The 23,493-nt window shown below is 63.9% G+C and carries 24 protein-coding genes; 13 read left to right on the plus strand and 11 right to left on the minus strand.

Translation table 11 applies throughout. The annotated features are described in order from the left end of the window. Positions 1-122: 122 nt before the first annotated feature. Together rhtA and NTD82_RS04415 are read left to right on the plus strand one after the other, a co-directional pair. Entirely contained in the window at positions 123-1,010 is an 888-nt protein-coding gene (gene rhtA, locus NTD82_RS04410) for a threonine/homoserine exporter RhtA (protein ID WP_262127943.1), read from the plus strand. A 180-nt stretch (positions 1,011-1,190) separates the two neighbouring features. Continuing rightward, positions 1,191-1,472 (plus strand): hypothetical protein, encoded by a 282-nt coding sequence (locus NTD82_RS04415; protein WP_110972607.1) that lies wholly within the window; start codon positions 1,191-1,193, stop codon positions 1,470-1,472. 52 nt (positions 1,473-1,524) lie between these two features. Here the strand turns inward: NTD82_RS04415 and NTD82_RS04420 are convergent, their stop codons facing one another. Then, the gene (locus tag NTD82_RS04420; protein ID WP_262127891.1) at positions 1,525-3,339 is read right to left on the minus strand and encodes an aminopeptidase P family protein; all 1,815 of its coding nucleotides are present in this window, start codon (positions 3,337-3,339) and stop codon (positions 1,525-1,527) included. Between the two features lie 57 nt (positions 3,340-3,396). Continuing rightward, positions 3,397-4,557, minus strand: coding sequence for a cysteine desulfurase family protein (locus NTD82_RS04425; protein ID WP_262127892.1), 1,161 nt, complete (start codon positions 4,555-4,557; stop codon positions 3,397-3,399). A gap of 204 nt (positions 4,558-4,761) precedes the next feature. Here NTD82_RS04425 and NTD82_RS04430 point away from each other — a divergent pair, with 204 nt between their 5' ends. Beyond that, entirely contained in the window at positions 4,762-5,865 is a 1,104-nt protein-coding gene (locus NTD82_RS04430) for a DUF3182 family protein (RefSeq protein WP_262127893.1), read from the plus strand. Next, positions 5,852-6,622 (plus strand): alpha/beta hydrolase family protein, encoded by a 771-nt coding sequence (locus NTD82_RS04435; RefSeq protein ID WP_095157567.1) that lies wholly within the window; start codon positions 5,852-5,854, stop codon positions 6,620-6,622. The genes NTD82_RS04430 and NTD82_RS04435 overlap by 14 nt, the downstream gene beginning before the upstream one ends. Here the strand turns inward: NTD82_RS04435 and NTD82_RS04440 are convergent. After that, positions 6,617-6,988 carry an antibiotic biosynthesis monooxygenase gene (locus NTD82_RS04440; protein WP_262127894.1) on the minus strand — a complete coding sequence of 124 codons (372 nt, stop codon included), beginning with the start codon at positions 6,986-6,988 and terminating at the stop codon, positions 6,617-6,619. The genes NTD82_RS04435 and NTD82_RS04440 overlap by 6 nt on opposite strands. Positions 6,989-7,175: 187 nt before the next feature. Between NTD82_RS04440 and soxR the strand changes: the two genes are divergently transcribed. Then, on the plus strand, positions 7,176-7,625 hold the full coding sequence (gene soxR / locus NTD82_RS04445) for a redox-sensitive transcriptional activator SoxR (protein WP_095157571.1): 450 nt from the start codon (positions 7,176-7,178) through the stop codon (positions 7,623-7,625). A 2-nt stretch (positions 7,626-7,627) separates the two neighbouring features. Here soxR and NTD82_RS04450 read toward each other — a convergent pair whose 3' ends face one another. Then, positions 7,628-8,599: a GlxA family transcriptional regulator gene (locus NTD82_RS04450; protein ID WP_262127895.1), complete on the minus strand. Its 972-nt coding sequence runs from the start codon at positions 8,597-8,599 to the stop codon at positions 7,628-7,630. 103 nt (positions 8,600-8,702) lie between these two features. Between NTD82_RS04450 and NTD82_RS04455 the strand changes: the two genes are divergently transcribed. Further along, a complete protein-coding gene (locus tag NTD82_RS04455) occupies positions 8,703-9,251 on the plus strand; it encodes a cysteine hydrolase family protein (protein WP_262127896.1) in 549 nt (182 codons plus the stop codon). 1 nt (position 9,252) lies between these two features. Here the strand turns inward: NTD82_RS04455 and NTD82_RS04460 are convergent, their stop codons facing one another. Next, positions 9,253-9,816 carry a helix-turn-helix domain-containing protein gene (locus NTD82_RS04460; protein ID WP_262127897.1) on the minus strand — a complete coding sequence of 188 codons (564 nt, stop codon included), beginning with the start codon at positions 9,814-9,816 and terminating at the stop codon, positions 9,253-9,255. Between the two features lie 87 nt (positions 9,817-9,903). Between NTD82_RS04460 and NTD82_RS04465 the strand changes: the two genes are divergently transcribed. The 7 genes from NTD82_RS04465 (at position 9,904) to NTD82_RS04495 (ending at position 17,054) form a co-directional block, all read left to right on the plus strand. Then, positions 9,904-10,848 (plus strand): DMT family transporter, encoded by a 945-nt coding sequence (locus tag NTD82_RS04465; protein WP_262127898.1) that lies wholly within the window; start codon positions 9,904-9,906, stop codon positions 10,846-10,848. 145 nt (positions 10,849-10,993) lie between these two features. Further along, the gene (locus NTD82_RS04470) at positions 10,994-13,909 is read left to right on the plus strand and encodes a monovalent cation/H+ antiporter subunit A (protein WP_262127899.1); all 2,916 of its coding nucleotides are present in this window, start codon (positions 10,994-10,996) and stop codon (positions 13,907-13,909) included. Beyond that, positions 13,909-14,253 (plus strand): Na+/H+ antiporter subunit C, encoded by a 345-nt coding sequence (locus NTD82_RS04475; protein ID WP_009394682.1) that lies wholly within the window; start codon positions 13,909-13,911, stop codon positions 14,251-14,253. The genes NTD82_RS04470 and NTD82_RS04475 overlap by 1 nt, the downstream gene beginning before the upstream one ends. Continuing rightward, positions 14,250-15,935 carry a monovalent cation/H+ antiporter subunit D gene (locus NTD82_RS04480; RefSeq protein ID WP_262127900.1) on the plus strand — a complete coding sequence of 562 codons (1,686 nt, stop codon included), beginning with the start codon at positions 14,250-14,252 and terminating at the stop codon, positions 15,933-15,935. The genes NTD82_RS04475 and NTD82_RS04480 overlap by 4 nt, the downstream gene beginning before the upstream one ends. Beyond that, the gene (locus NTD82_RS04485) at positions 15,932-16,420 is read left to right on the plus strand and encodes a Na+/H+ antiporter subunit E (RefSeq protein WP_095157585.1); all 489 of its coding nucleotides are present in this window, start codon (positions 15,932-15,934) and stop codon (positions 16,418-16,420) included. Before NTD82_RS04480 ends, NTD82_RS04485 begins: the two co-directional genes overlap by 4 nt. After that, complete coding sequence (locus NTD82_RS04490; protein ID WP_095157587.1) at positions 16,417-16,695, plus strand: K+/H+ antiporter subunit F; 279 nt, start codon at positions 16,417-16,419, stop codon at positions 16,693-16,695. The genes NTD82_RS04485 and NTD82_RS04490 overlap by 4 nt, the downstream gene beginning before the upstream one ends. Next, positions 16,692-17,054 (plus strand): Na+/H+ antiporter subunit G, encoded by a 363-nt coding sequence (locus tag NTD82_RS04495; RefSeq protein WP_095157589.1) that lies wholly within the window; start codon positions 16,692-16,694, stop codon positions 17,052-17,054. Before NTD82_RS04490 ends, NTD82_RS04495 begins: the two co-directional genes overlap by 4 nt. Here NTD82_RS04495 and NTD82_RS04500 read toward each other — a convergent pair. The 6 genes from NTD82_RS04500 to ercA all read right to left on the minus strand — a co-directional run bounded on the left by NTD82_RS04500 (position 17,048) and on the right by ercA (position 23,393). Further along, entirely contained in the window at positions 17,048-17,248 is a 201-nt protein-coding gene (locus tag NTD82_RS04500) for a hypothetical protein (protein ID WP_262127901.1), read from the minus strand. The genes NTD82_RS04495 and NTD82_RS04500 overlap by 7 nt on opposite strands. Then, positions 17,245-17,712 carry a hypothetical protein gene (locus NTD82_RS04505; protein WP_095157593.1) on the minus strand — a complete coding sequence of 156 codons (468 nt, stop codon included), beginning with the start codon at positions 17,710-17,712 and terminating at the stop codon, positions 17,245-17,247. Before NTD82_RS04505 ends, NTD82_RS04500 begins: the two co-directional genes overlap by 4 nt. 394 nt (positions 17,713-18,106) lie before the next feature. Then, on the minus strand, positions 18,107-19,771 hold the full coding sequence (locus NTD82_RS04510; RefSeq protein ID WP_410017027.1) for a methyl-accepting chemotaxis protein: 1,665 nt from the start codon (positions 19,769-19,771) through the stop codon (positions 18,107-18,109). Between the two features lie 148 nt (positions 19,772-19,919). Further along, positions 19,920-20,324, minus strand: coding sequence for a TraR/DksA family transcriptional regulator (locus tag NTD82_RS04515; RefSeq protein ID WP_095157597.1), 405 nt, complete (start codon positions 20,322-20,324; stop codon positions 19,920-19,922). A gap of 254 nt (positions 20,325-20,578) precedes the next feature. After that, positions 20,579-22,246, minus strand: a complete 1,668-nt coding sequence (locus NTD82_RS04520) for a NahK/ErcS family hybrid sensor histidine kinase/response regulator (RefSeq protein WP_262127903.1) — start codon at positions 22,244-22,246, stop codon at positions 20,579-20,581. Beyond that, entirely contained in the window at positions 22,230-23,393 is a 1,164-nt protein-coding gene (ercA, locus tag NTD82_RS04525; RefSeq protein ID WP_262127904.1) for an alcohol dehydrogenase-like regulatory protein ErcA, read from the minus strand. The genes NTD82_RS04520 and ercA overlap by 17 nt, the downstream gene beginning before the upstream one ends. Between the last annotated feature and the right edge of the window lie 100 nt (positions 23,394-23,493).

The raw sequence follows: 23,493 nt of genomic DNA on the forward strand, positions 1-23,493 counted from the left end.
GAAATATGGGTCAACAAAGAAATATGCGCACTATATTGCTCATTTACCCCGCAGTTGAGCATCATAGGCCCATCGGCGTAACTACCGCCCTGCCCTCCTATATAAAGGAACACCCAACCGCAATGAACATCCAACCCCGCAGCCTGGCCGCCACGCTGTTTCCTGTCGGCGTGCTGCTTATTGCAATGGCGTCGATTCAGTCTGGAGCGTCGCTCGCCAAAAGCCTGTTCCCGCTGGTTGGCCCGGAGGGCACCACGACGCTGCGCTTGCTGATCGCGAGCGTGATCATGTTGCTTCTGCTGCGCCCCTGGCGTGCACGGCTTACCGCCAGCACGCTGAAGACTGTGGTGGTTTACGGCGCCGCTTTGGGTGGTATGAACCTTCTCTTCTATATGTCGCTGCAAACTGTTCCGCTGGGCATCGCGGTGGCGCTGGAGTTCACCGGCCCGCTGGCAGTCGCGCTGTATGCGTCCCGCCGCCCGGTGGACTTTCTCTGGATCGGCATGGCCATCGCCGGCCTGCTGTTGCTGGTCCCTATCGGTGCGACCAGTTCGGGAATCGATCCGAAAGGCGCGTGCTTCGCCCTGGGCGCGGGGGTTTGCTGGGCGCTGTATATCCTTTATGGACAGAAAGCCGGTGCCGAGAACGGCATCCAGACCGCCGCCCTTGGCGTGGTGATTGCCGCGATAGTCGTTGCCCCGATCGGTATCGTTCATGCCGGTACTGCGCTGTTGAACCCGGCACTGATCCCGGTAGCCCTCGGTGTCGCGATCCTTTCTACCGCCCTGCCCTACAGCCTGGAGATGGTCGCCCTCACGCGCCTGCCGGCACGCACGTTCGGCACGCTGATGAGTATCGAGCCGGCATTCGGCGCTCTTTCCGGGCTACTGTTCCTCAACGAAGTGCTGAGCCTCACCCAATGGCTGGCGATTGCCGCCATCATTACAGCCTCCGTCGGCGCCACGATGTCCATGCGCAAGGGCGCCCCACCGCTGGTTGCAGCCGACTGATTGAGAAATATTTTCATTTAAAGCGATATGAGTGATTGTGTCGGCCCGCCAACCCTGTTTAAGCTGTGGACGGTATCTAATATGTTGAACCTTTCAAATCGGAGCAGGGACGAATAAGCATCAGGACGATGCCAAGTACACAAACACGGGCACAGACCCGCGAATGCGTTAAGGACAGGAATGAAACGAATTTTGCTCATCCTCGCCATTCTGGCCGTTGCCGGTTGTGCCGCGACCGCCAAGGACGAAGTCAAGCGTGGCAAGAAAGGGCTGCACATCAACTGCTCTGGCCTGTCCTCCTCCTGGAACAAGTGCTATAGCAAAGCTGAAAGCTCTTGCGGCACCAAAGGCTACAAGGTCATCGCAAAATCCGGCGACGGCGATGAAGAGCCCGGCGACTACCCGTTCGGCATCAATCCAGCGGGCTACACAAGCCGCAGCATGATCGTCATCTGCAAATAAGAAAGGGCAACCCGTGGGTTGCCCTTCTTTATTAATGCGACATTTTGCCGACCTAAGCGCTGATTGCCGCCGTTCTCTCCTGCAGCCACGCAAGCGCTGCACCGCTCAGCAATGGCTCGAGCCGACGCCGTACCTGTGCGTGATAGCCGTTCAGCCACTCGACATCCTCGCTACCGAGCCTTTCGATCAGCAGGCAACGTGTATCGATCGGGCACAGGGTCAAGGTTTCGAACTCAAGGAAGTCGCCGAACGCACTCTTTGCCGACTCGCGATTGAACACCAGGTTTTCGATCCGAACGCCCCACTGCCCCGGACGATAAGTGCCCGGTTCAATAGAGGTGATCATCCCCGTCTGCATGGCCGTCTGTGGCGCGGCGGCGGCCTGATAGGCAATCACCTGCGGCCCTTCATGGACATTCATGAAGTAGCCCACCCCATGACCGGTGCCATGGCCATAATCGACATGCTCTGCCCACAGTGGCGCCCGGGCGATGGCATCGAGTAGCGGCGACAGAATGCCCCGCGGAAACTTCACTCGCGACAACGCGATCATGCCCTTGAGCACCCGCGTGCAATCTTCTTTCTGTGCCTGACTAGGCGTCCCAATCGGCACCATACGGGTGATATCGGTGGTTCCGCCCAGATATTGCCCGCCGGAATCGATCAACAGCAGGCCATCGCCTTCGATCCGCGCGTGGGAGGCTTCCGTGGCCCGATAGTGCGGCATGGCCCCGTTGGCATTGAAGGCGGCGATGGTCGCGAAGCTGAGTGAAACGAAACCGGGACGCCGCGCCCTCTCGGCGCTCAGGCGTTCATCGACGGTTACTTCGGTAACCGTCTCGCGAGTCTGGGCGACCTCGAACCAAGAGAAGAACTCACACAGCGCCGCACCGTCCTGCTCCATGACCTGGCGGATGTGCGCAAGGTCCGCCTCGCTCTTGCGCGACTTGGCCAGGGTGGTCGGGTTGATGCCCTCCACCAGCCGCACGCCTTCATTAAGGTTCGCCAGCAGGCCACTGGTGACCTTGGCCGGATCGACCAACAGGCTGCTGCCCGCCGGAATCGCGGCGAGACTGGCGGAAATCGCAGGGTAATCCCGCACCTCTACGCCATCGGCAGCCAGAACCTTGCGCAGTTGAGCATCGACCTTGCCTTCACCGACAAACAGCAGCGCCGCATCGCGACTGACCAGCGCAAAGGAGACAAAGACCGGGTTGTAGGAAACATCACTGCCACGCAGGTTGAACAACCAGGCAATGTCATCGACGGTGGCAATGAAATGCCAGTCCGCGCCGCGCTCTGCGAGACTCTGGCGCAGGGCGTGCAACTTCTCCACCCGACTGACCGTGGCCTGCGGCGGCAAATGCTCGTAGACCGGATTGGTTGGCAGCGCCGGACGATCATCCCAGACCTCTGTGAGCAGGTCCTTGTGCATCAACAGGCGGACATTGCGCGCCTTCAACCGATCACCCAATTGCCGGGCCGAGGCCAGGGCCATGACCGCGCCATCCACTGCCACCGTGCCATCGGCGGGCGCATTATCGGCCAGCCAATCCAACGGACCGGGGCGACCCGGCTGCAGCTTGACCAGTTCTATCCCGCTGCCGGCCAATTCCCGCTCGGCCTGCTCCCAATAACGACTGTCGGCCCAGAGGCCGGCAAAGTCCGCGGTCAGCACCAAGGTGCCGACCGAGCCGTGGAAGCCCGAGAGCCACCGGCGTGCCTGCCAGTAGCCCGGCAGGTATTCGGAAAGATGGGGGTCGGCGGAAGGCACGAACAACGCATCGACCCCTTCGTTGCGCATCACCTGACGCAGGCGCGCCACTCGTGTACTGATCGCATCCTGCGCTGTCGGCTGACTGTTCATGCTTACTCCTGTCACTACCACGGCCATTCATTCTGGCCGCTGATAATGGAGCAGGCATCAGCCTCGGGCAACACCCCAGAACGGCGCAGGACGCAGCGCAGCCCTTATCGCGCGGGCCGCCTGGTCGATATCCGCCTCGTGGGTGAAACGTCCGAGGCTCAGACGGATGGTCTGACTCGCCAGGTATTCGTCATGCCCCAGCGCCAGCAACACGTGGGAAGGCGCACTGCTACCGGAGTTACAGGCCGAGGTGGAGGAAAATGCCAGTGTTGCGCCGAGTGCGGAGAGGTCCAGCGAATCGCCGCTGAAGGTCAGACTGAGGGTGTGGGGAATGGCGTGCTGGGGGTTACCGTTGAGCTGCAATCCGGAAATATCACGCAACTGTTCCAGCAGGCGATCACGCAAACATCGGATGCGTGCCACCTCCTCGTCCTGCACCTCGCCGGCCAGGGCGAACGCCGCACCCATTGCAGCGATCTGGTGCGTTGCGAGGGTGCCGGAGCGCAAGCCGCCTTCGTGACCGCCGCCGTGGATCTGCGCCTGCAACAGGGGTCGGGCGCGTTCGCCAACATACAGTGCACCGATGCCCTTGGGTCCGTAGACCTTGTGCGCAGAGAACGACACCACATCCAGCGGCCACTCGCTCAGATCGATTGCCACTTTGCCGGCCGCCTGCGCCGCATCCACATGCAACAGCGCGCCATGACGCCGAACGATTTCACCGATGGCGCGAACATCATTCAGGGTGCCCAGCTCATTGTTCACCAGCATCAGCGAGACCAGGAACGTGTCCGGACGCAAGGCCGCCAATACGGCGCGCGGGGTAATCAGCCCGTTCGTATCCGGGGTGAGGTAAGTCACCTCGAAGCCGGCGTCCTGCAACTGCCGGGCGGTGTCGAGCACGGCTTTGTGTTCGACCCGGCTGGTGATGATGTGCCCGCCGCTGCGGCCCTGGGCCAGGCCCTTCAGCGCGAGGTTGTTCGACTCGGTGGCGCCGGAGGTCCAGACCAGTTGATCGGCACGCGCGCCCACCAATGACGCAACCTGTTCCCGGGCCAGTTCAACGGCTTGCCGCGCCTGCTGGCCATAGCGGTGCGAACTGGATGCCGGGTTGCCGAAATTGCCGGCTGCGCCCAGGCACTTGACCATCACGTCAATGACTCGCTCGTCGACGGGTGTCGTGGCGGCATAGTCGAAATACAGCGGTAGATTTTCCATGGTTCAAGGCTCTCTGGCAGTTGTCGCCCAGGAACGCAGCGCGCTTCCCGAATCCTGATGCCATAGTGCCTCAAGCCAGCATAGAACTAATAATTATCAATTTTCATATTTATATAACTTTTAGTGGAAAAGCCCGATTAGCGCTGAACTTCCGCTTGGTCGCGCGCTTCAGAACAGATATCCCTTGCTGCTGGAGCGCCTACCATGCCCCGCCGGACCGACCGCAAGCACGGCGTGTTGTTGCTCGATACCCGCGAGAGCACGCCCGACCACGAACGCGCCGTCCACCGCAAGCTGGCCGAACACCTCGCGGCGCTGCTGCACACCGAGGTGGTGGACACCGAGGCCGATGACAGCGGTGACTTCTACTACCTCCCCACCTCGACGCTGATCGAGCCTGCGCGCTATCGGGAACTGGGCATCACTTCGATCGCCGATTTCTTCGGCGGCATGGTCACTCATCCCTACATGGCGACCAAAGCCATCTCCCACCCCTTGCCCGCCAGCGCCACCTTTCCGCTGGGCTGGACCGACGACTTCGCCCGCCGCGCCAGTGATGCCCTGCTCAAGGGCTACACGGTGTTCAGCATCGATGATGCCCGGCGCGCCGCAGCGCTTTTGTTCCAGGACGGGCCGCTGCGGCTGAAGCCGGTGCGGGCTACCGCCGGTCGCGGCCAAACGGTGATCGAAAACCTCAACGCCCTGGAAGCCGAGCTGCAGCAAATGGATGAAGACGAATTGGCCCTCTGGGGCCTGGTGCTGGAGGAGAACCTTGAGCAGGTTGAAACATTCAGTGTCGGCCAGGCACTGGTAGCCGGTATCACCTGCAGCTACTACGGCGTGCAGAGCCTGACAAACGATCACCAAGGCGTTTCGGTTTACGGCGGCTCGGACCTGGTGCTGGTGCGCGGCGGCTACGACGAACTGCTGCAACTGGAGCTGGAAGATCCGTTGCGTCTGGCAATCACCCAGGCCCGAACCTACGAGCAGGCGGCCATGCAGGCCTTTCCCGGCTTTCTCGCGTCCCGGCGCAATTACGACGTAGCCCGCGGCTTGACACCCCACGGCAGCGTGCGCAGCGGCGTACTGGAGCAATCCTGGCGCATCGGCGGCGCCAGCAGCGCGGAGTTGCTGGCGCTGCGGGCATTTTCCGAGGACCCGGCCCTGCAACGCATCCGCGCCTCGACCCACGAGGTGTTCGACGAGGTGCAATTGCCCGCGGACGCGACGCTTTTCTACCAAGGGGACGACTCTGAAGTCGGACGCATCTGTAAATACGCGAGGATCCGCGCCTATGACCATCCATAGCGAAACCCTCGACATCCTTGTCGACGGCGAAAATATCGCCGGAACGCTGCTCAGCCCCAGCGCGAAAGTCCCGGGCATCCTTTTCGTCCACGGCTGGGGCGGTAGCCAACAACGCGACCTGGCCCGGGCCAAGCACATCACCGGCCTGGGTTGCGTGTGCATGACCTTCGACCTGCGCGGCCATGAGAAAACCGAAAGCCAGCGCCGCAGCGTCACCCGCGAGCAAAATTTCGCCGATGTGCTGGCGGCCTACGACAAGCTGGTCGGCCACCCGGCGGTGGACACCAGTTCCATCGCGGTGATCGGCAGCAGCTACGGCGGCTACCTGGCCACCCTGCTCACTCGCCAGCGTCCGGTGAAATGGCTGGCACTGCGAGTGCCGGCGTTGTACTGGGATGACGAATGGAGCGCGCCCAAGCAGGGCCTCGACCGCCAGCGCCTGTCGCAATACCGCCTGATGACCCTCGGCCCCGGCGACAACAGGGCGCTGGCGGCTTGCGCCGAATTCTCCGGCGACGTCCTGTTGGTGGAGTCGGAGCAGGACGACTATGTGCCCCACAGCACCTTGATGAGCTATCGCTCGGCCTTCGTCTGCGCCCATTCGCTGACCCACCGGATCGTCGACGGCGCCGATCACGCGCTGTCCAGCGACCGCAGCCAGAAAGCCTACAGCGCCCTGCTCACCGCCTGGATCAGCGAGATGGTGATCGGCGCCCGGCTCGATCGCTATCCGCACCATTCACCCTGGTACTCATAGCGTCTGGTGCGGCGCCACCTGGCAGTGCAGCCCGCCCTCGGCGGTGCGTGCCAGGCTGCTGAGGGTCTGGAAGGCGGAAAAATTCACGCCCCGGGCCAGGTGCTCGCGCAGCAGATCGAGGAAAGGTTCCTGGTCGAAACTGCCAATGGCCGCCTCCCAGTCGGAGCGCGACTGCCATTGCAGGTATTGCAGCACCCGGCTGCCGTCGTCGCTGGCCTGCACGCTGATTCCCAGCAGCCCGGCATGTTCGAACGCGAGCCGCTCGCTGCGTGCCGCCAGGGCGTGGGCCAGGGCGTGCTGGTGCAACGGGGCCACTTCGAATTCGATCAGTTGGGTGAAACAGAGGCTGTTTGCTACCGCCATCATGAAAAATCTCTCCGTTGTCGGGTTGGCCGGATCAGCGAGTAACGCGTTGAGCTTGGGGGCGGCCTTTCGCGAGCAAGCTCGCTCCTACAGGTCTCCCGCCTAAACAATGCACGGCAGGTATGCACTTGTGGTGCATGGCCCGGCACGGTAAAACCTCCAGTTAGCTCAAGGTCAAGAGAATCTTTTTATGCAAGACAAAAGCCTGAGCGTCGGCCAACTGGCCACGCGCAGCGGCGTCGCGGTCACCGCGCTGCACTTCTACGAGAGTAAGGGGCTAATTTTCAGTACCCGCAACGCCGGCAACCAACGGCGCTTTCCACGGGAAACCCTGCGCCGGGTCGCGGTAATCAAGATGGCGCAGCGCCTCGGCCTGCCGCTCTCAAGCATCCACACCGCGCTGCAGAGCCTGCCCAGCCATCGCGCGCCCAGCGCCGCGGACTGGCGGCGCCTGTCAGCACAATGGCGGGACGACCTGACCGAGCGAATAGACAAACTGATGCTGCTGCGCGATCAGCTCGACGGCTGTATCGGCTGTGGCTGCATGTCGATGCAGAGTTGCCCCCTGCGCAACCACCATGACCAGTTGGCCGAGCAGGGCCCCGGCCCGCACTTGCCGGAGCCCGCCGAGGAACACTGAGGTCAGGCCTGGCCGGTCACCTGTTTACGGTACTCGCCAGGCGCCAGGCCGGTGACTTTGTGGAAGACCTTGCGGAACGCGCCGGGGTCCTGGTAGCCGACACCCCAGGCGATCTGGTCGATGCTGCGGCGGGTGAATTCGAGCATCCGGCAGGCGCGTCCGACCCGCACCTGCTGGCAGTACTCAGTGGGTTTGAGCCCGGTGGCGCCGCGAAAACGCCGGAGAAAGGTGCGCTCTTCAAGGCCCGCGCATTCGGCCATGACCGCGACGCTGACGTCCCGCGCGCCGGTGCTCTGCAACCAGTGCTGAACCTTCAACACCGCTTCGTCGCCGTGGTCCAGGCGAGGACTGAAGGTGCTGCCCGCGGGCTTGAGCTGGACCGGCTGCACCGCCAGGAAACGCGCGGTTTCGCTCGCAAGGGTATGGCCCAGGAAGCGCTCCACCAGGTTCAGGCCGACTTCGGTCCAGGCCATCAGTCCGGCGCTGGTGATCACATCGCCGTCGTCCAGCAGCGGCAGGTTGGCCTCCACTTTGACCTGGGGAAAACGCTCGGCCAGCGACTGGGCGAAGGTCCAGTGGGTGGACGCCGAACGACCATCGAGCACGCCACTGGCGGCAATGAAAAACACCCCGACGCAGACCGATGCCAGCAATGCGCCGTCGGCGTGCCATTCGCGCAACTGCCCGCGATAGCGCTCCAGCACTTCGCTGGACAACTCCGAGCCCAGGCTCGGCGGCACGATCATCACCCGCGGCTGGTGGCGTGGCTGCGGCTGGCTGTCGAAGGTCACGCTCAGCGCGCCATCCACGTCCTGCCAGTGACAGACCCGCAGCGGCGCCTGTTGGCGCACACCAAGATCGGCGGCCAGGCGATTGGCCACGCTGAACAGGTCGGTCATGCCATATACCGCGGCCATCTGCGCCCCCGGGTACATCAAGATGCCGATCTCGGTTGCGTCGCCCACACAGGTCATTGTCAGTTTTTCCCGTCAAATTGTCGGTCGCGCCAATCTTCAACAGCGCCGCGCAAGCCTATAACTATCCGCCACACCATCACCATCCTCCTGAGGAAGCAGCATGAGCAAGCACGCCCTGATCATCATCGACATCCAGAACGATTATTTCCCCGGCGGTAAATGGACCCTGGCCGGCGCCGACGCGGCCGCCGACAACGCCGCCAAGGCGCTGGCCGCAGCCCGTGAGCGCGGCGACTTCGTAGTGCATGTACGGCATGAATTCGAATCCGCTGATGCGCCATTCTTCACGCCCGGTTCGGAAGGTGCGCGGATCCATTCGAAAGTGGCCGCCCGCGACGGCGAGGCCGTGGTGCTCAAGCACAAGGTCAACGCCTTCCTCGACACGCCGCTGCTGGGCCTGCTGGAAGAACAGCGGATCACCGACCTGACGGTGGTCGGCAGCATGAGCCATGTCTGCATCGATGCCGCGACCCGTGCCGCCGCGGACCTCGGCTACAACGTCAGCGTGCTGCACGACGCCTGTGCCACCCTCGATGTGGAATTCAACGGCGTGAACGTCCCGGCCGCCCAGGTGCATGCGGCGTACATGGCTGCGCTGGCGTTCGGCTACGCCAAAGTGATTTCTACCGAAGAATGGCTCGCGGCCTGAATCAGATCACCACGTTGCGCACGAAGCGAGTCGCCACCTCGCCGTCGTTGCGGTAGCAGTGGTTACGGTTGCTGGCGTAGCTGAGGAACTCGCCGGCAACCAGTTGGTGCTGCTGATCATCGATCAGCAGCGTCAGACAGCCTTCGAAGACGAAGACCTGCTCGCTGAAGCCTTCAGGGTCGGCGCTGGTGGTGTACAGCTCGCCCGGTTCCAGGCGCCACTCCCACAGTTCCACCTCGCGGCGGGCGGGGGTGCTGGCCAGCAGCACCGCCTTGCTGCCGGGGTGCTCGCCGGCCCAGGCCAGCTCGTTGATACGGCTGGAGTCGCGGTTGTCCGCAGCTTTGATCAGGTCGCTGAAAGCCACGCCCAGCGCTTCGGCGATCAGGTCGAGGGTCGACAGGCTGACATTTTTCTCTCCCGCTTCGATGGCCACCAGCATGCGTCGGCTGACACCGGAGTTCTGCGCCAGGGCGCTCTGGCTCAGACCCGCGTCGTGACGCAGGCGGCGCACGTTCTGACTGACGTGCTGCAAGACCGAAGCGCGTGAATTGGAATCTTTGTCCACGTGGGTGCTCACTCGAAAGGGTTTGCGCAGTATACTGCCCAACTTTGCCGCGCATTGTGCGTCGCCCCCTCTTCTGTGTGCAAGGTCATGACTACCAATACCCCCTCGCGTGCGTCCTTCACTTTCCGCCTGAGCAAGGCGGAACTGGTGCTGGTGTTCATCACCATGCTCTGGGGCGGCACCTTCCTGATCGTGCACAACGTCATGACTGTCAGCGGCCCAATGTTCTTCGTCGGCCTGCGCTTCGCCGCCGCCGCGTTGTTTGTCGGTGTCTTCTGCGCCCGTTCGTTGTCCGGCCTGACCATGCTGGAACTGAAAGCCGGGGTGCTGATCGGCGTGTCGATCATGCTCGGCTATGGCCTGCAGACCGTCGGCCTGCAAACCATCAGCAGCAGCCAGTCAGCCTTCATTACCGCGCTCTACGTGCCCTTCGTGCCGCTGTTGCAGTGGCTGGTGCTGGGGCGCCGCCCAGGCTTGATGCCAAGCCTGGGCATCGGCCTGGCCTTTGCCGGGCTGATGCTGCTGGCCGGCCCCAGCGGTGGCGCGGTGCAATTCAGCCCTGGGGAAATCGCCACACTGGTCAGCGCCGTGGCCATCGCCGCGGAGATCATTCTGATCGGCAACTATGCCGGCAAGGTGGACGTGCGCCGGGTCACCGTGGTGCAACTGGCCACTGCCTCGGCGCTGGCCTTCATGATGGTGGTGCCGACCCAGGAACGCCTGCCGGACTTCTCCTGGCTGCTGCTGACCAGCGCCATCGGCCTTGGCGCCATGAGCGCGGTGATCCAGGTGGCAATGAACTGGGCGCAGAAGTCGGTTTCGCCAACCCGCGCTACGCTGATCTACGCAGGTGAACCGGTCTGGGCCGGGATTGTCGGACGTATTGCCGGTGATCGCCTGCCAGGCCTGGCCTTGCTCGGCGGTTTGCTGATAGTCATCGCCGTGGTGGTGAGCGAACTGAAGATCAAACGCCGGGAAGAAAAGCCGGCTGAATGCGCCGCGGATGAGAAGGAAGCCGACCCGGGTCTCTAGCCAACCGGATGCTTGTCCTGCGGAAACTGTTATAAGAAAAAAGATTTTTCTTACAATTCTTGTAAGGTTCTGCGACAGCTTCATGGTTGGTGATCCCATGGCTGTTCCGTATGATCCCTTACAAATTTCCGCAGATTAGATATCTATGTCCTTGATAGTTCTGCTGCTTCTGCCATTTGTTGGGAGCTGTCTGGCAGGTGTCCTGCCGCACAACGCGCGTAACGCCGAATCCATGCTCGCCGGCATCGTTGCCCTGGTGGGCACGGTGCAGGTTGCCATGCTCTATCCGCAGATCGCCGATGGCGGGGTGATCCGCGAAGAAATCCTCTGGCTGCCGAGCATGGGCCTGAACGTGGTCCTGCGTATGGACGGCTTCGCCTGGCTGTTCTCGCTGCTGGTGTTGGGCATTGGCACCTTGGTGTCGCTGTACGCGCGTTACTACATGTCACCGCAAGACCCGGTGCCACGCTTCTTCGCCTTCTTCCTGGCTTTCATGGGCGCCATGCTCGGCCTGGTGATGTCCGGCAACCTGATCCAGATCGTGTTTTTCTGGGAACTGACCAGCCTGTTCTCCTTCCTGCTGATCGGCTACTGGCACCACCGCGCCGACGCCCGCCGCGGCGCCTACATGGCGTTGATGGTCACCGGGGCCGGCGGTTTATGCCTGCTGGCGGGGGTGATCCTGCTCGGCCATGTCGTCGGCAGCTACGACCTGGACAGGGTGCTGGCGTCCGGTGACGCCATCCGCAACCACGCCCTGTACCCGGTCCTGCTGCCACTGATCCTGCTCGGCGCACTGACCAAGAGTGCGCAATTCCCCTTCCACTTCTGGCTGCCCCACGCAATGGCGGCGCCCACCCCGGTTTCGGCTTATCTGCACTCGGCGACCATGGTCAAGGCCGGGGTCTTCCTGCTGGCGCGGCTGTGGCCGGTGCTGTCCGGTACCGATGAATGGTTCTGGATCGTCGGCGGCGCCGGCGCCTGCACCCTGTTGCTGGGCGCCTATGCGGCGATGTTCCAGAACGACCTCAAGGGCCTGCTGGCCTACTCCACCATCAGTCACCTGGGCCTGATCACCCTGTTGCTGGGCCTCAACAGCCCGCTGGCGGCGGTGGCGGCGGTGTTCCACATTCTCAACCACGCCACGTTCAAGGCGTCGCTGTTCATGGCCGCGGGGATCATCGACCACGAAAGTGGCACCCGCGACATCCGCAAGCTCAGCGGCCTGTTCCGGCTGATCCCGTTCACCGCCACCCTGGCCATGGTGGCCAGCGCATCCATGGCCGGCGTACCGTTGATGAACGGCTTCCTCTCCAAGGAAATGTTCTTCGCCGAAACCGTGTTCATCAGTTCCACCGCCTGGGTCGAGATGGCCCTGCCGGTAATCGCCACCCTGGCCGGCACCTTCAGCGTCGCCTACGCCCTGCGCTTCACCGTCGACGTGTTCTTCGGCCCGACCGCCACTGACCTGCCGCACACCCCGCACGAACCGCCACGCTGGATGCGCGCACCGGTGGAACTGCTGGTGCTGACCTGCCTGGTGGTGGGGATCTTCCCCGCGCAGTCGGTCGGCCCGCTGCTGGCCGCCGCCGCGTTGCCGGTGGTTGGCGGCACGCTCCCCGAGTACAGCCTGGCGGTCTGGCACGGCTGGAATGCGCCGCTGATCATGAGCCTGATCGCCATGTGCGGCGGCATCCTGTTGTATCTGGCGCTGCGTACCCAGCTCCAGCAGGGGCGCTTCCGCCATCCACCGCTGATCGAGCGTTTCAACGGCAAGCGCCTGTTCGAGAAAGGCCAGGTGCTGCTGATGCGCACGGCTCGCTGGGTCGAACGCGTCCTCACCACCCGCCGCCTGCAGAAGCAACTGTTCATGCTGGTGACGGCCGCGCTGCTGGCCGGCATGCTGCCGCTGCTGCACCACGGCCTGAGCTGGGGCCACCGGCCGAAGATCCCGGGCTCCGGGGTGTTCGTGATGCTCTGGCTGATCGCCATCGCGTGCGCCATCGGCGCCGCCTGGCAAGCCAAGTACCACCGTCTGGCCGCGCTGATCATGGTCAGCGTCTGCGGCCTGATGACCTGCATCACCTTCGTCTGGTTCTCCGCGCCGGACCTGGCCCTGACCCAACTGGTGGTGGAAGTGGTCACCACAGTGCTGATCCTGCTGGGCCTGCGCTGGCTGCCGCGGCGGATCGAAGGTGTCTCGCCCGCGGCCGGCTCGCAGGAACGGGCGCGCCTGCGTCGTCTGCGCGACCTGGTGCTGGCGGTGCTGGTGGGCGGTGGCATGGCGCTGCTGTCCTACGCCATGCTGACCCGTCCGACGCCCAACTTCATCTCGTCCTTCTACCTCAGCCGCGCCCTGCCGGAAGGCGGCGGGACCAACGTGGTCAACGTCATGCTGGTGGACTTCCGCGGCTTCGATACCCTCGGCGAGATCACCGTGCTGGTGGCCGTGGCGCTGGCGGTGTTCGCCCTGCTGCGGCGCTTCCGTCCGCCGCGTGAAAGCATCCAGTTGCCCGCCCAGCAGCGCTCGCTGGCGCCGGACGTGGTCACCGACCTGGTCAACCCGCGCAACGCCACCGACACCGCGCTGGGCTTCATGATGGTCCCGGCGGTGCTGGTACGCCTGCTGCTGCCGATGGCGCTGCTGGTGTCGATGTACCTGTTCATGCGCGGCCACAACCAGCCGGGCGGCGGCTTCGTCGCCGGCCTGGTGATGTCGGTGGCGTTCATCCTCCAGTACATGGTGGCCGGCACACAGTGGGTCGAGGCGCAGATGAGCCTGCGGCCGCTGCGCTGGATGGGCACCGGACTGCTCTGCGCGACCCTCACCGGGGTCGGCGCGTTGTTGTTCGGCTACCCGTTCCTGACCACGCACACCGCGCACCTGCACCTGCCGGTGCTGGGTGACCTGCACGTGGCCAGCGCGCTGTTCTTCGATATCGGGGTGTTCACCGTGGTGGTCGGCTCGACGCTGCTGATCCTCACCGCCCTCGCCCACCAGTCGGTGCGTGCCCACCGCCCGAGCCAGCCCAAACCCACCGCTCAAGGAGCCGCCGCCTGATGGAAGAAGTCATCGCAATAGCCATCGGTGTGCTCGCCGCGTCGGGTGTCTGGCTGATCCTGCGGCCGCGGACCTACCAGGTGATCATGGGCCTGTGCCTGCTGTCCTACGGCGTCAACCTGTTCATCTTCAGCATGGGCAGCCTGTTCATCGGCAAGGAGCCGATCATCAAGGACGGCGTCCCGCAGGACCTGCTCAACTACACCGACCCGCTGCCGCAGGCGCTGGTGCTGACGGCGATCGTCATCAGCTTCGCCATGACCGCACTGTTCCTCGTGGTGCTGCTGGCGTCCCGCGGCTTTACCGGCACTGACCATGTCGATGGACGGGAGCCCAAGGAATGAGTGGGATGCAACAACTGATTGTCGCCCCGATCCTGCTGCCGCTGCTGACCGCGGCGCTGATGCTGCTGCTCGGCGAAAAGCGCCGGCCGCTCAAGGCCCGGATCAACCTGCTGTCCACCCTCACCGGGTTGTGCATCGCCATCGCCCTGCTGCTGTGGGTTCGCGACCAGGGCCAGGCGACGTCCATCGGCGTTTACCTGCCAGGCAACTGGGCCGCGCCATTCGGCATCGTGCTGGTGCTCGACCGCCTCTCCGCGCTGATGCTGGTGCTGACCGGCATAGTCGGCATCAGCGCCCTGCTCTTCGCCCTGGCCCGCTGGGACCGGGCCGGCGCCAGCTTCCACGCGTTATTCCAGATCCAGTTGATGGGCCTGTACGGCGCCTTCCTGACCGGCGACCTGTTCAACCTGTTCGTGTTCTTCGAGGTGCTGCTGGCCGCGTCCTACGGTTTGCTGCTGCATGGTTCGGGGCGCTCGCGGGTCAAGGCCGGTCTGCATTACATCGCCATCAACCTGTTCGCTTCGTCGCTGTTCCTGATCGGCGCGGCGATGCTCTACGGCGTGACGGGCACCCTGAACATGGCCGACCTGGCGCTGAAGATCCCGTTGGTGCCGGAAGCCGACCGCGGCCTGCTGCACGCCGGTGCGGCGATCCTCGCGATCGCCTTCCTGGCCAAGGCCGGGATCTGGCCACTGAATTTCTGGTTGGTGCCGGCCTACTCCTCGGCCAGCGCGCCGGTGGCCGCGCTGTTCGCGATCATGACCAAGGTCGGCATCTACACCCTGCTGCGCCTGTGGACCCTGCTGTTTTCCGGGCAGGCCGGGGCCTCGGCGTACTTCGGTGGCGAGTGGCTGGTGTACGGCGGCCTGGCGACCCTGGCCTGCGCCGCGCTGTCGATCCTCGCCGCGCAACGCCTGGAGCGCCTGGCCAGCCTGAGCATCCTGGTGTCGGCCGGCACCCTGGTGGCGGCCATCGGCTTCGGCCAGACCGCGGTGACCTCCGCCGCGCTGTTCTACCTGGTCAGCTCGACCCTGGCGCTGTGCGCGCTGTTCCTCCTGGCGGAACTGATCGAGCGCTCGCGCTCGGCCAACGAGATCCCCGAGGACGAAGAAGAAGACGCAATGCCCTCGCCGCTGGAATCGCTGCAACCGCCCAAGGGCATCAACCTGGACGACGAACAGAAAGCCGTGGTCGGTCAGGTCATCCCGTGGACCATGGCGTTCCTCGGCTTCAGCTTTATCGCCTGCGCCCTGCTGGTGATCGGCATGCCGCCGCTGTCGGGGTTCGTCGGCAAGTTCAGCTTGATCACCGCGCTGTTCAACCCGCTGGGCCTGGGTATCGAGCCGGAGCAGCCGGTGCCGGTCACTGGCTGGGTGCTGGTGGCGTTGCTGGTGCTGTCGGGAATGGCTTCGCTGATCGCCCTGGTGCGGGTCGGCATCCAGCGTTTCTGGACACCCCAGGAGCGCCCCTCGCCGCTGCTGCGCCTGTATGAATGCGTGCCCATCGTCGCCTTGCTGAGCCTGTGCGTGGTGCTCAGCCTGTGGGCCGAACCGTTGATGCGCTATGCCCAGGACACCGCCGCCAGCCTGAGTGACCCCAGCGTCTACATCGAAGCCGTGCTGGGCACCCAGCCAATCCCCGGCCCTACCACCTTGAACAGCGTCGGGCAGGTGCAACCATGAAAAAACTCTTCCCCGCGCCGCTGCTGTCGCTCTCGCTGGCCGTCCTCTGGCTGGTGCTCAACCTCTCGGTAAGCCCCGGCAACCTGCTGCTGGCGATCCTGCTCGGCATCGTCGCGCCGCAACTGATGGCGCCGCTGCGCCCGCTGCAAGCACGCATCCGCCATCCGGGCACCATCCTGCGCCTGATCCTGCGGGTCGGCGCGGATGTGGTGGTGTCCAACCTGCAGGTGTTTCGCAGTGTCTGGCAAGCCGGGCGCCGGCCGCCGCGCTCGCAGTTCGTGCACATTCCGCTGGACCTGCGCGACGCCCACGGCCTGGCCGCGCTGTCGATGATCACCACGGTGATTCCCGGCACGGTGTGGTCGGAACTGGCGCTCAACCGCAGCATCCTGTTGTTGCACGTCTTCGACCTGGACGATGAAGCGAGCTTCATCGAACACTTCAAGACCACGTATGAACGTCCGCTGATGGAGATTTTCGAATGACTGGCCTGCTTGCCAACGCCATCATCGCCAGCCTGTTCATCTTCGCCATTGCCATGGCGCTGACCCTGGTCCGCGTGTTCCGCGGGCCTTCGGCCCAGGACCGGGTATTGGCGCTGGACTACCTGTACATGCTGGGGATGCTGACGATGCTGGTGCTGGGTATCCGCTACGGCAGCGATACCTACTTCGAGGGGGCGCTGCTGATTGCCCTGTTCGGCTTTGTCGGCTCGTTCGCCCTGGCCAAGTTCCTGTTGCGTGGCGAGGTGATCGAATGACCGCTCCGGTATTGCCGTTCTGGCTGGAAGTAGTGACCGCCGCGCTGATCCTGACCAGCGCCCTGTTCGCCCTGACCGGTGCCATCGGGCTGTTGCGCCTGAAGGACTTTTTCCAGCGCATGCATCCGCCGGCGCTGGCCTCGACCCTGGGCGCCTGGTGCGTGTCGCTGGCGTCGATCCTGTATTTCTCGGGGCTCAAGGAAACGCCGGTGCTGCATGCCTGGCTGATCCCGATCCTGCTGTCGATCACCGTGCCGGTGACCACCCTGCTGCTGGCCCGCACCGCGCTGTTTCGCAAGCGCATGGCCGGCGAGGACGTACCTGATGAAGTCAGCGGCAGCCCCGAAAAGGATTATTGAGGCGACTGCTCGCTCAGGCGTTGCAGCTCGCGCCTGACCATGGCCGCGTACTCCGCCGGCTCAAGCTGGTAAAGCTGCCCGGCGACCCAGCTCAGCCACTGCCCTTTCAACTCATCGCGGCGCGCCAGCAACTGGCGTGCCTGCGCTTCGGCGCGCGGTTGATGGATGGCGTGGAATTCACGCCGTCCGCTCACTCGCTGGCCTTGAAGGTCAGCTCGCCCTTGCGCCACTTGGCGGCCTTGGCGGTGGCGGCCTTGAGCACCTTCGACAGACCTTCTTCAATGCGCTCGTTAGCGGCGAACACCATCACCACGCCCTTGCCCTCGCGAAAGACGATGCCGTTGCCTTCCGGCACGCTGACAAAGGCGTACTCGCCCAGGCCATAGATGGTCAGCTTGATTTCACGGAAACGGATTTCGAACTTGCCGCCCTCACGGCTCGGCAGCACGGCAGCGCGGAAGTGGTCGCCGACTTTCAGCTCCAGGCGCTGCTTGTCGTCCACCACCAGCGACTCTTCGGTGTCGATCTCGGCCATGTAAAGGCCTTCGGGGCTCTGCTCGGTGACATAGACGTAACGCGACTGGAACAGCTTGACCAGTTTGCCGCGAAGGTCGCCCAGCACGAACAGGGCATGCATATCGAGATTGCTGACTGCCAATGAAAACTCCTCAAAAACCGCTATCACACAGGCGCACGGGCAAAAGACTCCCACGGGCACGCCGTTCTTCAATTCGAAGTCCAAAAGACTAGTGATTTGGAACTAAAAAGTAGCGGCTCTTTGGCGTTTCGCACTGCGGGAAAACGCACTATTCCATGCCAGCTATTGCCCGACGACGAACTAACCAGGGTTTTTCCACTGGGCCGGGGCACACTTTCTGACAGCCACACAGGAAAAAAATGCAGTGACTGCAAGATCAGGGAAGGGAATATGCCCGAAAACACGGAAATCCGTCGAGGCTTTTTGAGCGACAAGCAACACGCGACAAGCCACAAGAGAACGCCTCGTGCGCCGAGGCTTCCTCTTGTGGCTTGCCGCTTGAAGCTTGTCGCGGTTAAGGCATCTTCTCCGGCCGATAGCCCAGCCGCAGTCCACCCCAATGGCGGCCATCGACCTTGATCGGCACCGACAGGTCGTGCATCAGCTCGCCGGTATCGCGGGTGTAGGTCTGCAACAGCACTCGTTGCTGATGGCTGCCGCAGCGAATGCCGGTGCGGTCATCGAACTTGCGTTTACTGCGGTTATGCGCGGTGTCCGTGGCTTCGTCGCCGGTCAGCGGCTGGTTGAAGGCGTTGTTGTGGGTCGGCACATAGCCCTGCTGGGTACAGGCGATCGCATAGATCAGGCCTTCGTGCTCGCGCAGCAGCGGTTCCTGGATACCCGGCAAGATCTGATCGGTGTAGTGATCGAAGCGGGTGCGGTAACGCGCCGGGCGGGTGCCGGGCAACATCTGGTACTGGCGGTCGAACAGATCGTCGTGGGTGATGCGGCCTTCGCGGACATCCGCCTCGAAGCGCTCGCCAATCTGCTGCGCGCCACGCAGGGCGAGGTCGAACACCCGCTGGTGGTACTCGTCCAGGCCCACCTCGGCCAGGCGCTCGCTGATGCTTTCGGCCTGCCCTTCCATCTGCACCGCCGCCTGGGCCAGGCGCTGGGTTTGCTGGTCGCTGGCGGCCAGGTCGCTGCGCATCTGCTCGACAGCCTGGAACAGGCTGTCCAGTTGGGTGCGGGTCGATTCGGTGCCGCCGGCGATCTCGGTGATCTGGTCTTCGACGCCCGCCGCCAGCCCGGCGATGGAGTCCAGTTGCTCACCGGTGTGTTCGACCTGGCCGACGCCGCTGTGCAGGTCGTCGGAGAGCTGGCGAATCTGCTCCACCACCTGGGCGGTGCGCTGCTGGATCTCGGCGACCATCAGACCGACTTCCTCAGTGGCCGTGGCGGTGCGTCCGGCGAGACCGCGTACTTCGTCGGCGACCACGGCGAAACCGCGGCCATGCTCACCGGCACGGGCAGCTTCGATTGCGGCATTGAGCGCCAGCAGGTTGGTCTGGCTGGCGATGGCCTGGATCACCAGAGTGACGCGGGCGATGTCTTCGCTGCGCTGGTGCAGCGCCTCGATCAACTCACGGCTCTGGTTGGCCCGGGCGCTGAGTTGGTGCATCAACTGGATCGACTCGGCCAGCACGGTACGGCCGGCGGCGCTGCTCTCGTGAGCCTGTTGCGCGGCGACCAGCGCCTCGCGGCTGAGCTTCGACGTGACTTTCTCGGTGCCGATCATGACCTCGGCGCTGCTGACGATGCGCGCCGCCGAGGCCAGTTGCGATTGCAGTTTCTCGGCCAGTTGCTTGACCGAATAGGCCACGCCCGCGGCGGACAGGGCGTTGTGGCTGGTGCTCTGGGCGAGGTCGCGGGTCAGCTCGGCGAGCGGATCGCTCACCGCAACCGGCGCCGGGCGCGGGCGGCTGCGCAGGTGTGGCAGCCACAGGGCCAACAAGGCCAGCGGCAGGCAGAACCAGAATGAAATACCGGCAAAGGCCATGGCCGCCAGCACCACCACCAATACCAGGCTTTGCAGCAACGTGCCGGACCAGCCGCGCGCCACCTTCGTTGACGGGTCTGGTTGTGCCAGGCTGGCTGGCAGAGATCCTTCTCGCATCATGACTCTGGCTCCGCTTGTTATTGTGGAGTCATTAAACGCCACTACAACGCCATTAGCCATGCTTCCTTGGGCGTAAGCCGACCCGGCCTTGATGCAGGACAATTTCTGTTCTGAGGGGCGAAGTCTGTTGTGGGAGCTCACAGCGCAGGGCCCCCAAACAAAAACCCCGGACACATGGCCCGGGGTTTCAGCTAACAACAGCGCGGAATCAGACCTGACGCTGGTGCTTGTCCAGTTGCTCGTGGCGCTCCTGCGCCTCGATGCAGTACTTGGTGGTAGGGCTGATCAACAGGCGCTTGAGGCCAATCGGCTCACCGCTGTCATCGCACCAGCCGAAGCTGTCGTCGGCGATACGGCCCAGGGCCATTTCCAGTTGTGGCAGCAGACGCTGATCACGCTCGATGGCGTTGACCAGCCAGTGGCGCTCTTCTTCGACCGAGGCGGCATCGGCAGGATCGGCAGGCGAGTCCAGGCTTTCGATGGTTACACGGCTTTGCTCGATGCGCTCGTGGGTCTCCACCTTCATCGTCTGCAGCAGCTCGGTGAAGAACGCCTGTTGCTCGGCATTCATGTAGTCATCGGCCGGCATGGCCAGCAACTTTTCCTTTGTCATTGATTTCTCTAATAAAAAATTACGTGCATTTAGACGAATCGGGTGCCGTGGTGGCCGTGCCACCGCAGCGGAATTCTTCAAGCACCAATTGGTACTCAATTTACAGGGGGCGGCAGTCTAAGGCCGAGCCTCGTGACGGGCAACAGAAATGACTGTGGTTTTGTCCGAAAAGCCCCCGCCCCGGACAACTCTGGCGCCGGGGGCAGCGTTTATAGCAAATAACCCGTCGCCGCGTGAAGCACGGCAGTGCCCGCTTATCCGAGCAATTGGCTTAAAACCGCACGCAACTTGCCGGGTTTCACCGGTTTATTGAGCAAGGGCGCGCCCAGTCGCTGCATCGCCCGGCGGCTCTGATCACTGCGGTCAGCGGTGATCATCACCGCCGGAATCGCCGTGCCGAAGTATTTGCGCAGGTCACGAACGACTTCACATCCGGTAACACCATGATCGAGATGGAAGTCTGCCAGCACCAGCTCTGGCGCCCTGCCCTCCAGCACCTGCAAGGCCGCTTCGCGGTCGGTGGCGGTCAGCACTTCGCAACCCCATTGGCCGAGCAACGCGGCCATGCTTTGCAGGATGCTGGTCTCGTTGTCCAGCACCAGCAGGCGCCGACCCGGCAGCGGATCGCCGAGGGCCGGCAGCGGCGCGCTGGGTGCGACCACCGGACGCGGGGCTTCGCTGGATAGCGGCACGTCGATGCTGAACACCGAACCGCGCCCCGGCCAGGAACGGACCCGCACCTGGCATTCGAGGATCCGCGCAATGCGGTCGACGATCGCCAGCCCCAGACCGACGCCTTTGCGGTCGGCGGCGCGGCCGACATCCAGTTGGTTGAATTCGAGGAAGATCGAGTCCAGGCGATCGGCGGCGATGCCGCGGCCGGTGTCCCAGACTTCCAGGCGCAGCATCTGTCCGCGCCGCCGCGCGCCAAGAAGAATGCGGCCCTGTCCGGTGTAGCGGCAGGCATTGCTGACGAAGTTGCGCAGGATCCGTGTCAACAGGCGGATATCGGTGCGGATCAACCAGCCGCCGCTGCGCACCCGCAGGCTCAGCCCGGCCGCTTCCGCCGCTGGCTGGAACTCCGAGGCCAATGGCACCAGCAGTTCGTCCAGGTGGTAGAGGTCGAGATCCGGCTTGATCGCCGCCTGGTCGAGGCGGGAAATGTCCAGCAGGTCGGTGAGCAGGTCTTCGGCGCCTTCCAAGGCCTGGTGCGCACGTTCCACCAGCAATTGCTCGGCGTCCGGCAAGCGCCGCTCGCGCAAGGTCGAGATCAGCAGCCGCGCGGCGTTGAGCGGTTGCAGCAGGTCGTGGCTGGCGGCGGCGAGGTACTTGTCCTTGCTGCGGTTGGCGGCCTGGGCGGCATCGCGGGCTTCCATCAGTTGGTTGGTGCGCTCGGCGACGCGCTGTTCCAGTTCGTCGTTGAGCTGCTGCAAACGGGCGTGGTGCTGCTTGCGCTCGGTGATGTCGGCGACAAAGCCTTCGACCACGCCCTCCTCGTCCGGCCGCAGCAACAGGTTCATCAGCACGTCGATGCTGCTGCCGTCCTTGCGCTGCAACTGGGTTTCGTAGCCCAGCAGCGCCCGCTCGCGCTGCAGTTCCTGGGCGATGGCCATGAGTTCTTCCTGGCCGCCAACGAACAGGTGCCCGGCCAGGTCCGTGCGCGCCAACAGCAATTGCTGCGGATCGGCATAGCCGAGCATCCGCGCCATCGCCGGGTTGGCCGCGCGCAGGCCGTCTTCGAGGCTGGCCTGGAAGATCCCGTGCACGGCGTGCTCGAACAGCCAGGTGTAGCGGTTGCGCTCGGTTTCCAGCTCGTCGAGGCGCGCGGCCAGTTCCGGGTAGTGACTCTTGCGAACGGTGTGGTTGCTCAGGCCCAGCAGCCCGGCGAGGGCTTCGTCGCGAGGGTCAGAGGGCCTCGCCATAGACCACCTCGACATCACGCTGGCTTGAGGTTCGGGGGTTGGTGAGGATGCACGGATCGTCCATCGCATGCTGGGACAGGAACGGAATATCGCTGCCGTTGACCCCGTGCAAACCGAGGGTTTCGTGGAAGCCCACGGCGTGCTTGAAGGCGATCAGGTGTTCGACCAGACGCGTGCGGATCTGGTTGTGGTTGAGCCCGCGGCAGTCGATGCCGAGGGTCTCGGCGATCAGCTTGAAACGGTCCGGCGCGGCGCTGTAGTTGAACGCCACCACATGCTCCACCAGCACCGCGTTGCACAGCCCGTGCGGCAGGTCGAGGAAGCCGCCGAGGCTGTGGGACATGGCGTGCACCGCGCCGAGGATCGCGTTGGAGAACGCCAGCCCGGCCTGCATGCTGCCGAGCATGATCGACTCGCGCAGTTTGATGTCGCTGGGGGTGGCGATCATCTGCACCAGGTTGCCGTTGATCAGGCGCATGGCTTCCAGCGCGTGGGTGTCGGTCAGCGGTCCGTGGCCGGTGGAAACGAAGGCTTCGATGGCGTGCACCAGCGCGTCGATGCCGGTACAGGCCGAGAGGAACGGGTCCATGCTTAGGGTCGTTTCCGGGTCGATCAACGACACGTCCGGCACCACCGCCTTGCTGACGATGGAGAACTTCATGCGTTCCTGCTGGTTGGAGATGATCACGAACTGCGAGACGTCCGCCGAGGTGCCGGCGGTGGTTGGAATCAGGATCAGCGGCGGGCTCGGCACGCGGATGGTGTCGACCCCTTCGAATTCGAGAATGTGCCGGCCGTGGGCGACCACGATGCCGATGCCCTTGGCGCAGTCCATCGGGCTGCCGCCGCCGACGGCGACGATCACGTCGCACTGTTCGCTGCGGTAGCGTTCGGCGCCGTTCATCACTTCTTCGATGCGCGGGTTGGGCGAGACGTCGCTGTAGAGGGTGTAGTCGATGCCCTGGCCCTGGAGGCTGGCTTCGATGTCGGCGACCCAGCCGGCGGCGATCACGCCAGGGTCGCTGACCAGCAGGACCTTGCGTGCACCGAAGGTGCGGGCGTAGTTGGCGACGTGGTGGCGGCAGCCGGCGCCAAAGATGATTTCGGGGGAGACGAACTTACGCAACTGGCTCAGGTTCGGGCTCATGCAACGCCTTCTTGTTCTTTTTGGGATTGCGCCAGCCTAAAGCAAAGATGGGGGAATGCAATGCGATCATCGGAGCAGCTGCGTCGGCCGCTGGAGTACC

It is taken from the genome of Pseudomonas sp. 5P_5.1_Bac1, assembly GCF_025466015.1.
Taxonomy (GTDB): Bacteria; Pseudomonadota; Gammaproteobacteria; order Pseudomonadales; family Pseudomonadaceae; genus Aquipseudomonas.

What these genes read in the sequence shown, in the direction of transcription:
- rhtA (WP_262127943.1), top strand. Translation starts at nt 123, where the DNA reads ATGAACATCCAACCCCGCAGCCTGGCCGCCACGCTGTTTCCTGTCGGC.
- NTD82_RS04415 (WP_110972607.1), top strand. Translation starts at nt 1,191, where the DNA reads ATGAAACGAATTTTGCTCATCCTCGCCATTCTGGCCGTTGCCGGTTGT.
- NTD82_RS04420 (WP_262127891.1), bottom strand. Translation starts at nt 3,339, where the DNA reads ATGAACAGTCAGCCGACAGCGCAGGATGCGATCAGTACACGAGTGGCG.
- NTD82_RS04425 (WP_262127892.1), bottom strand. Translation starts at nt 4,557, where the DNA reads ATGGAAAATCTACCGCTGTATTTCGACTATGCCGCCACGACACCCGTC.
- NTD82_RS04430 (WP_262127893.1), top strand. Translation starts at nt 4,762, where the DNA reads ATGCCCCGCCGGACCGACCGCAAGCACGGCGTGTTGTTGCTCGATACC.
- NTD82_RS04435 (WP_095157567.1), top strand. Translation starts at nt 5,852, where the DNA reads ATGACCATCCATAGCGAAACCCTCGACATCCTTGTCGACGGCGAAAAT.
- NTD82_RS04440 (WP_262127894.1), bottom strand. Translation starts at nt 6,988, where the DNA reads ATGATGGCGGTAGCAAACAGCCTCTGTTTCACCCAACTGATCGAATTC.
- soxR (WP_095157571.1), top strand. Translation starts at nt 7,176, where the DNA reads ATGCAAGACAAAAGCCTGAGCGTCGGCCAACTGGCCACGCGCAGCGGC.
- NTD82_RS04450 (WP_262127895.1), bottom strand. Translation starts at nt 8,599, where the DNA reads ATGACCTGTGTGGGCGACGCAACCGAGATCGGCATCTTGATGTACCCG.
- NTD82_RS04455 (WP_262127896.1), top strand. Translation starts at nt 8,703, where the DNA reads ATGAGCAAGCACGCCCTGATCATCATCGACATCCAGAACGATTATTTC.
- NTD82_RS04465 (WP_262127898.1), top strand. Translation starts at nt 9,904, where the DNA reads ATGACTACCAATACCCCCTCGCGTGCGTCCTTCACTTTCCGCCTGAGC.
- NTD82_RS04470 (WP_262127899.1), top strand. Translation starts at nt 10,994, where the DNA reads ATGTCCTTGATAGTTCTGCTGCTTCTGCCATTTGTTGGGAGCTGTCTG.
- NTD82_RS04475 (WP_009394682.1), top strand. Translation starts at nt 13,909, where the DNA reads ATGGAAGAAGTCATCGCAATAGCCATCGGTGTGCTCGCCGCGTCGGGT.
- NTD82_RS04480 (WP_262127900.1), top strand. Translation starts at nt 14,250, where the DNA reads ATGAGTGGGATGCAACAACTGATTGTCGCCCCGATCCTGCTGCCGCTG.
- NTD82_RS04485 (WP_095157585.1), top strand. Translation starts at nt 15,932, where the DNA reads ATGAAAAAACTCTTCCCCGCGCCGCTGCTGTCGCTCTCGCTGGCCGTC.
- NTD82_RS04490 (WP_095157587.1), top strand. Translation starts at nt 16,417, where the DNA reads ATGACTGGCCTGCTTGCCAACGCCATCATCGCCAGCCTGTTCATCTTC.
- NTD82_RS04495 (WP_095157589.1), top strand. Translation starts at nt 16,692, where the DNA reads ATGACCGCTCCGGTATTGCCGTTCTGGCTGGAAGTAGTGACCGCCGCG.
- NTD82_RS04510 (WP_410017027.1), bottom strand. Translation starts at nt 19,771, where the DNA reads ATGGCTAATGGCGTTGTAGTGGCGTTTAATGACTCCACAATAACAAGC.
- NTD82_RS04515 (WP_095157597.1), bottom strand. Translation starts at nt 20,324, where the DNA reads ATGACAAAGGAAAAGTTGCTGGCCATGCCGGCCGATGACTACATGAAT.
- NTD82_RS04520 (WP_262127903.1), bottom strand. Translation starts at nt 22,246, where the DNA reads ATGGCGAGGCCCTCTGACCCTCGCGACGAAGCCCTCGCCGGGCTGCTG.
- ercA (WP_262127904.1), bottom strand. Translation starts at nt 23,393, where the DNA reads ATGAGCCCGAACCTGAGCCAGTTGCGTAAGTTCGTCTCCCCCGAAATC.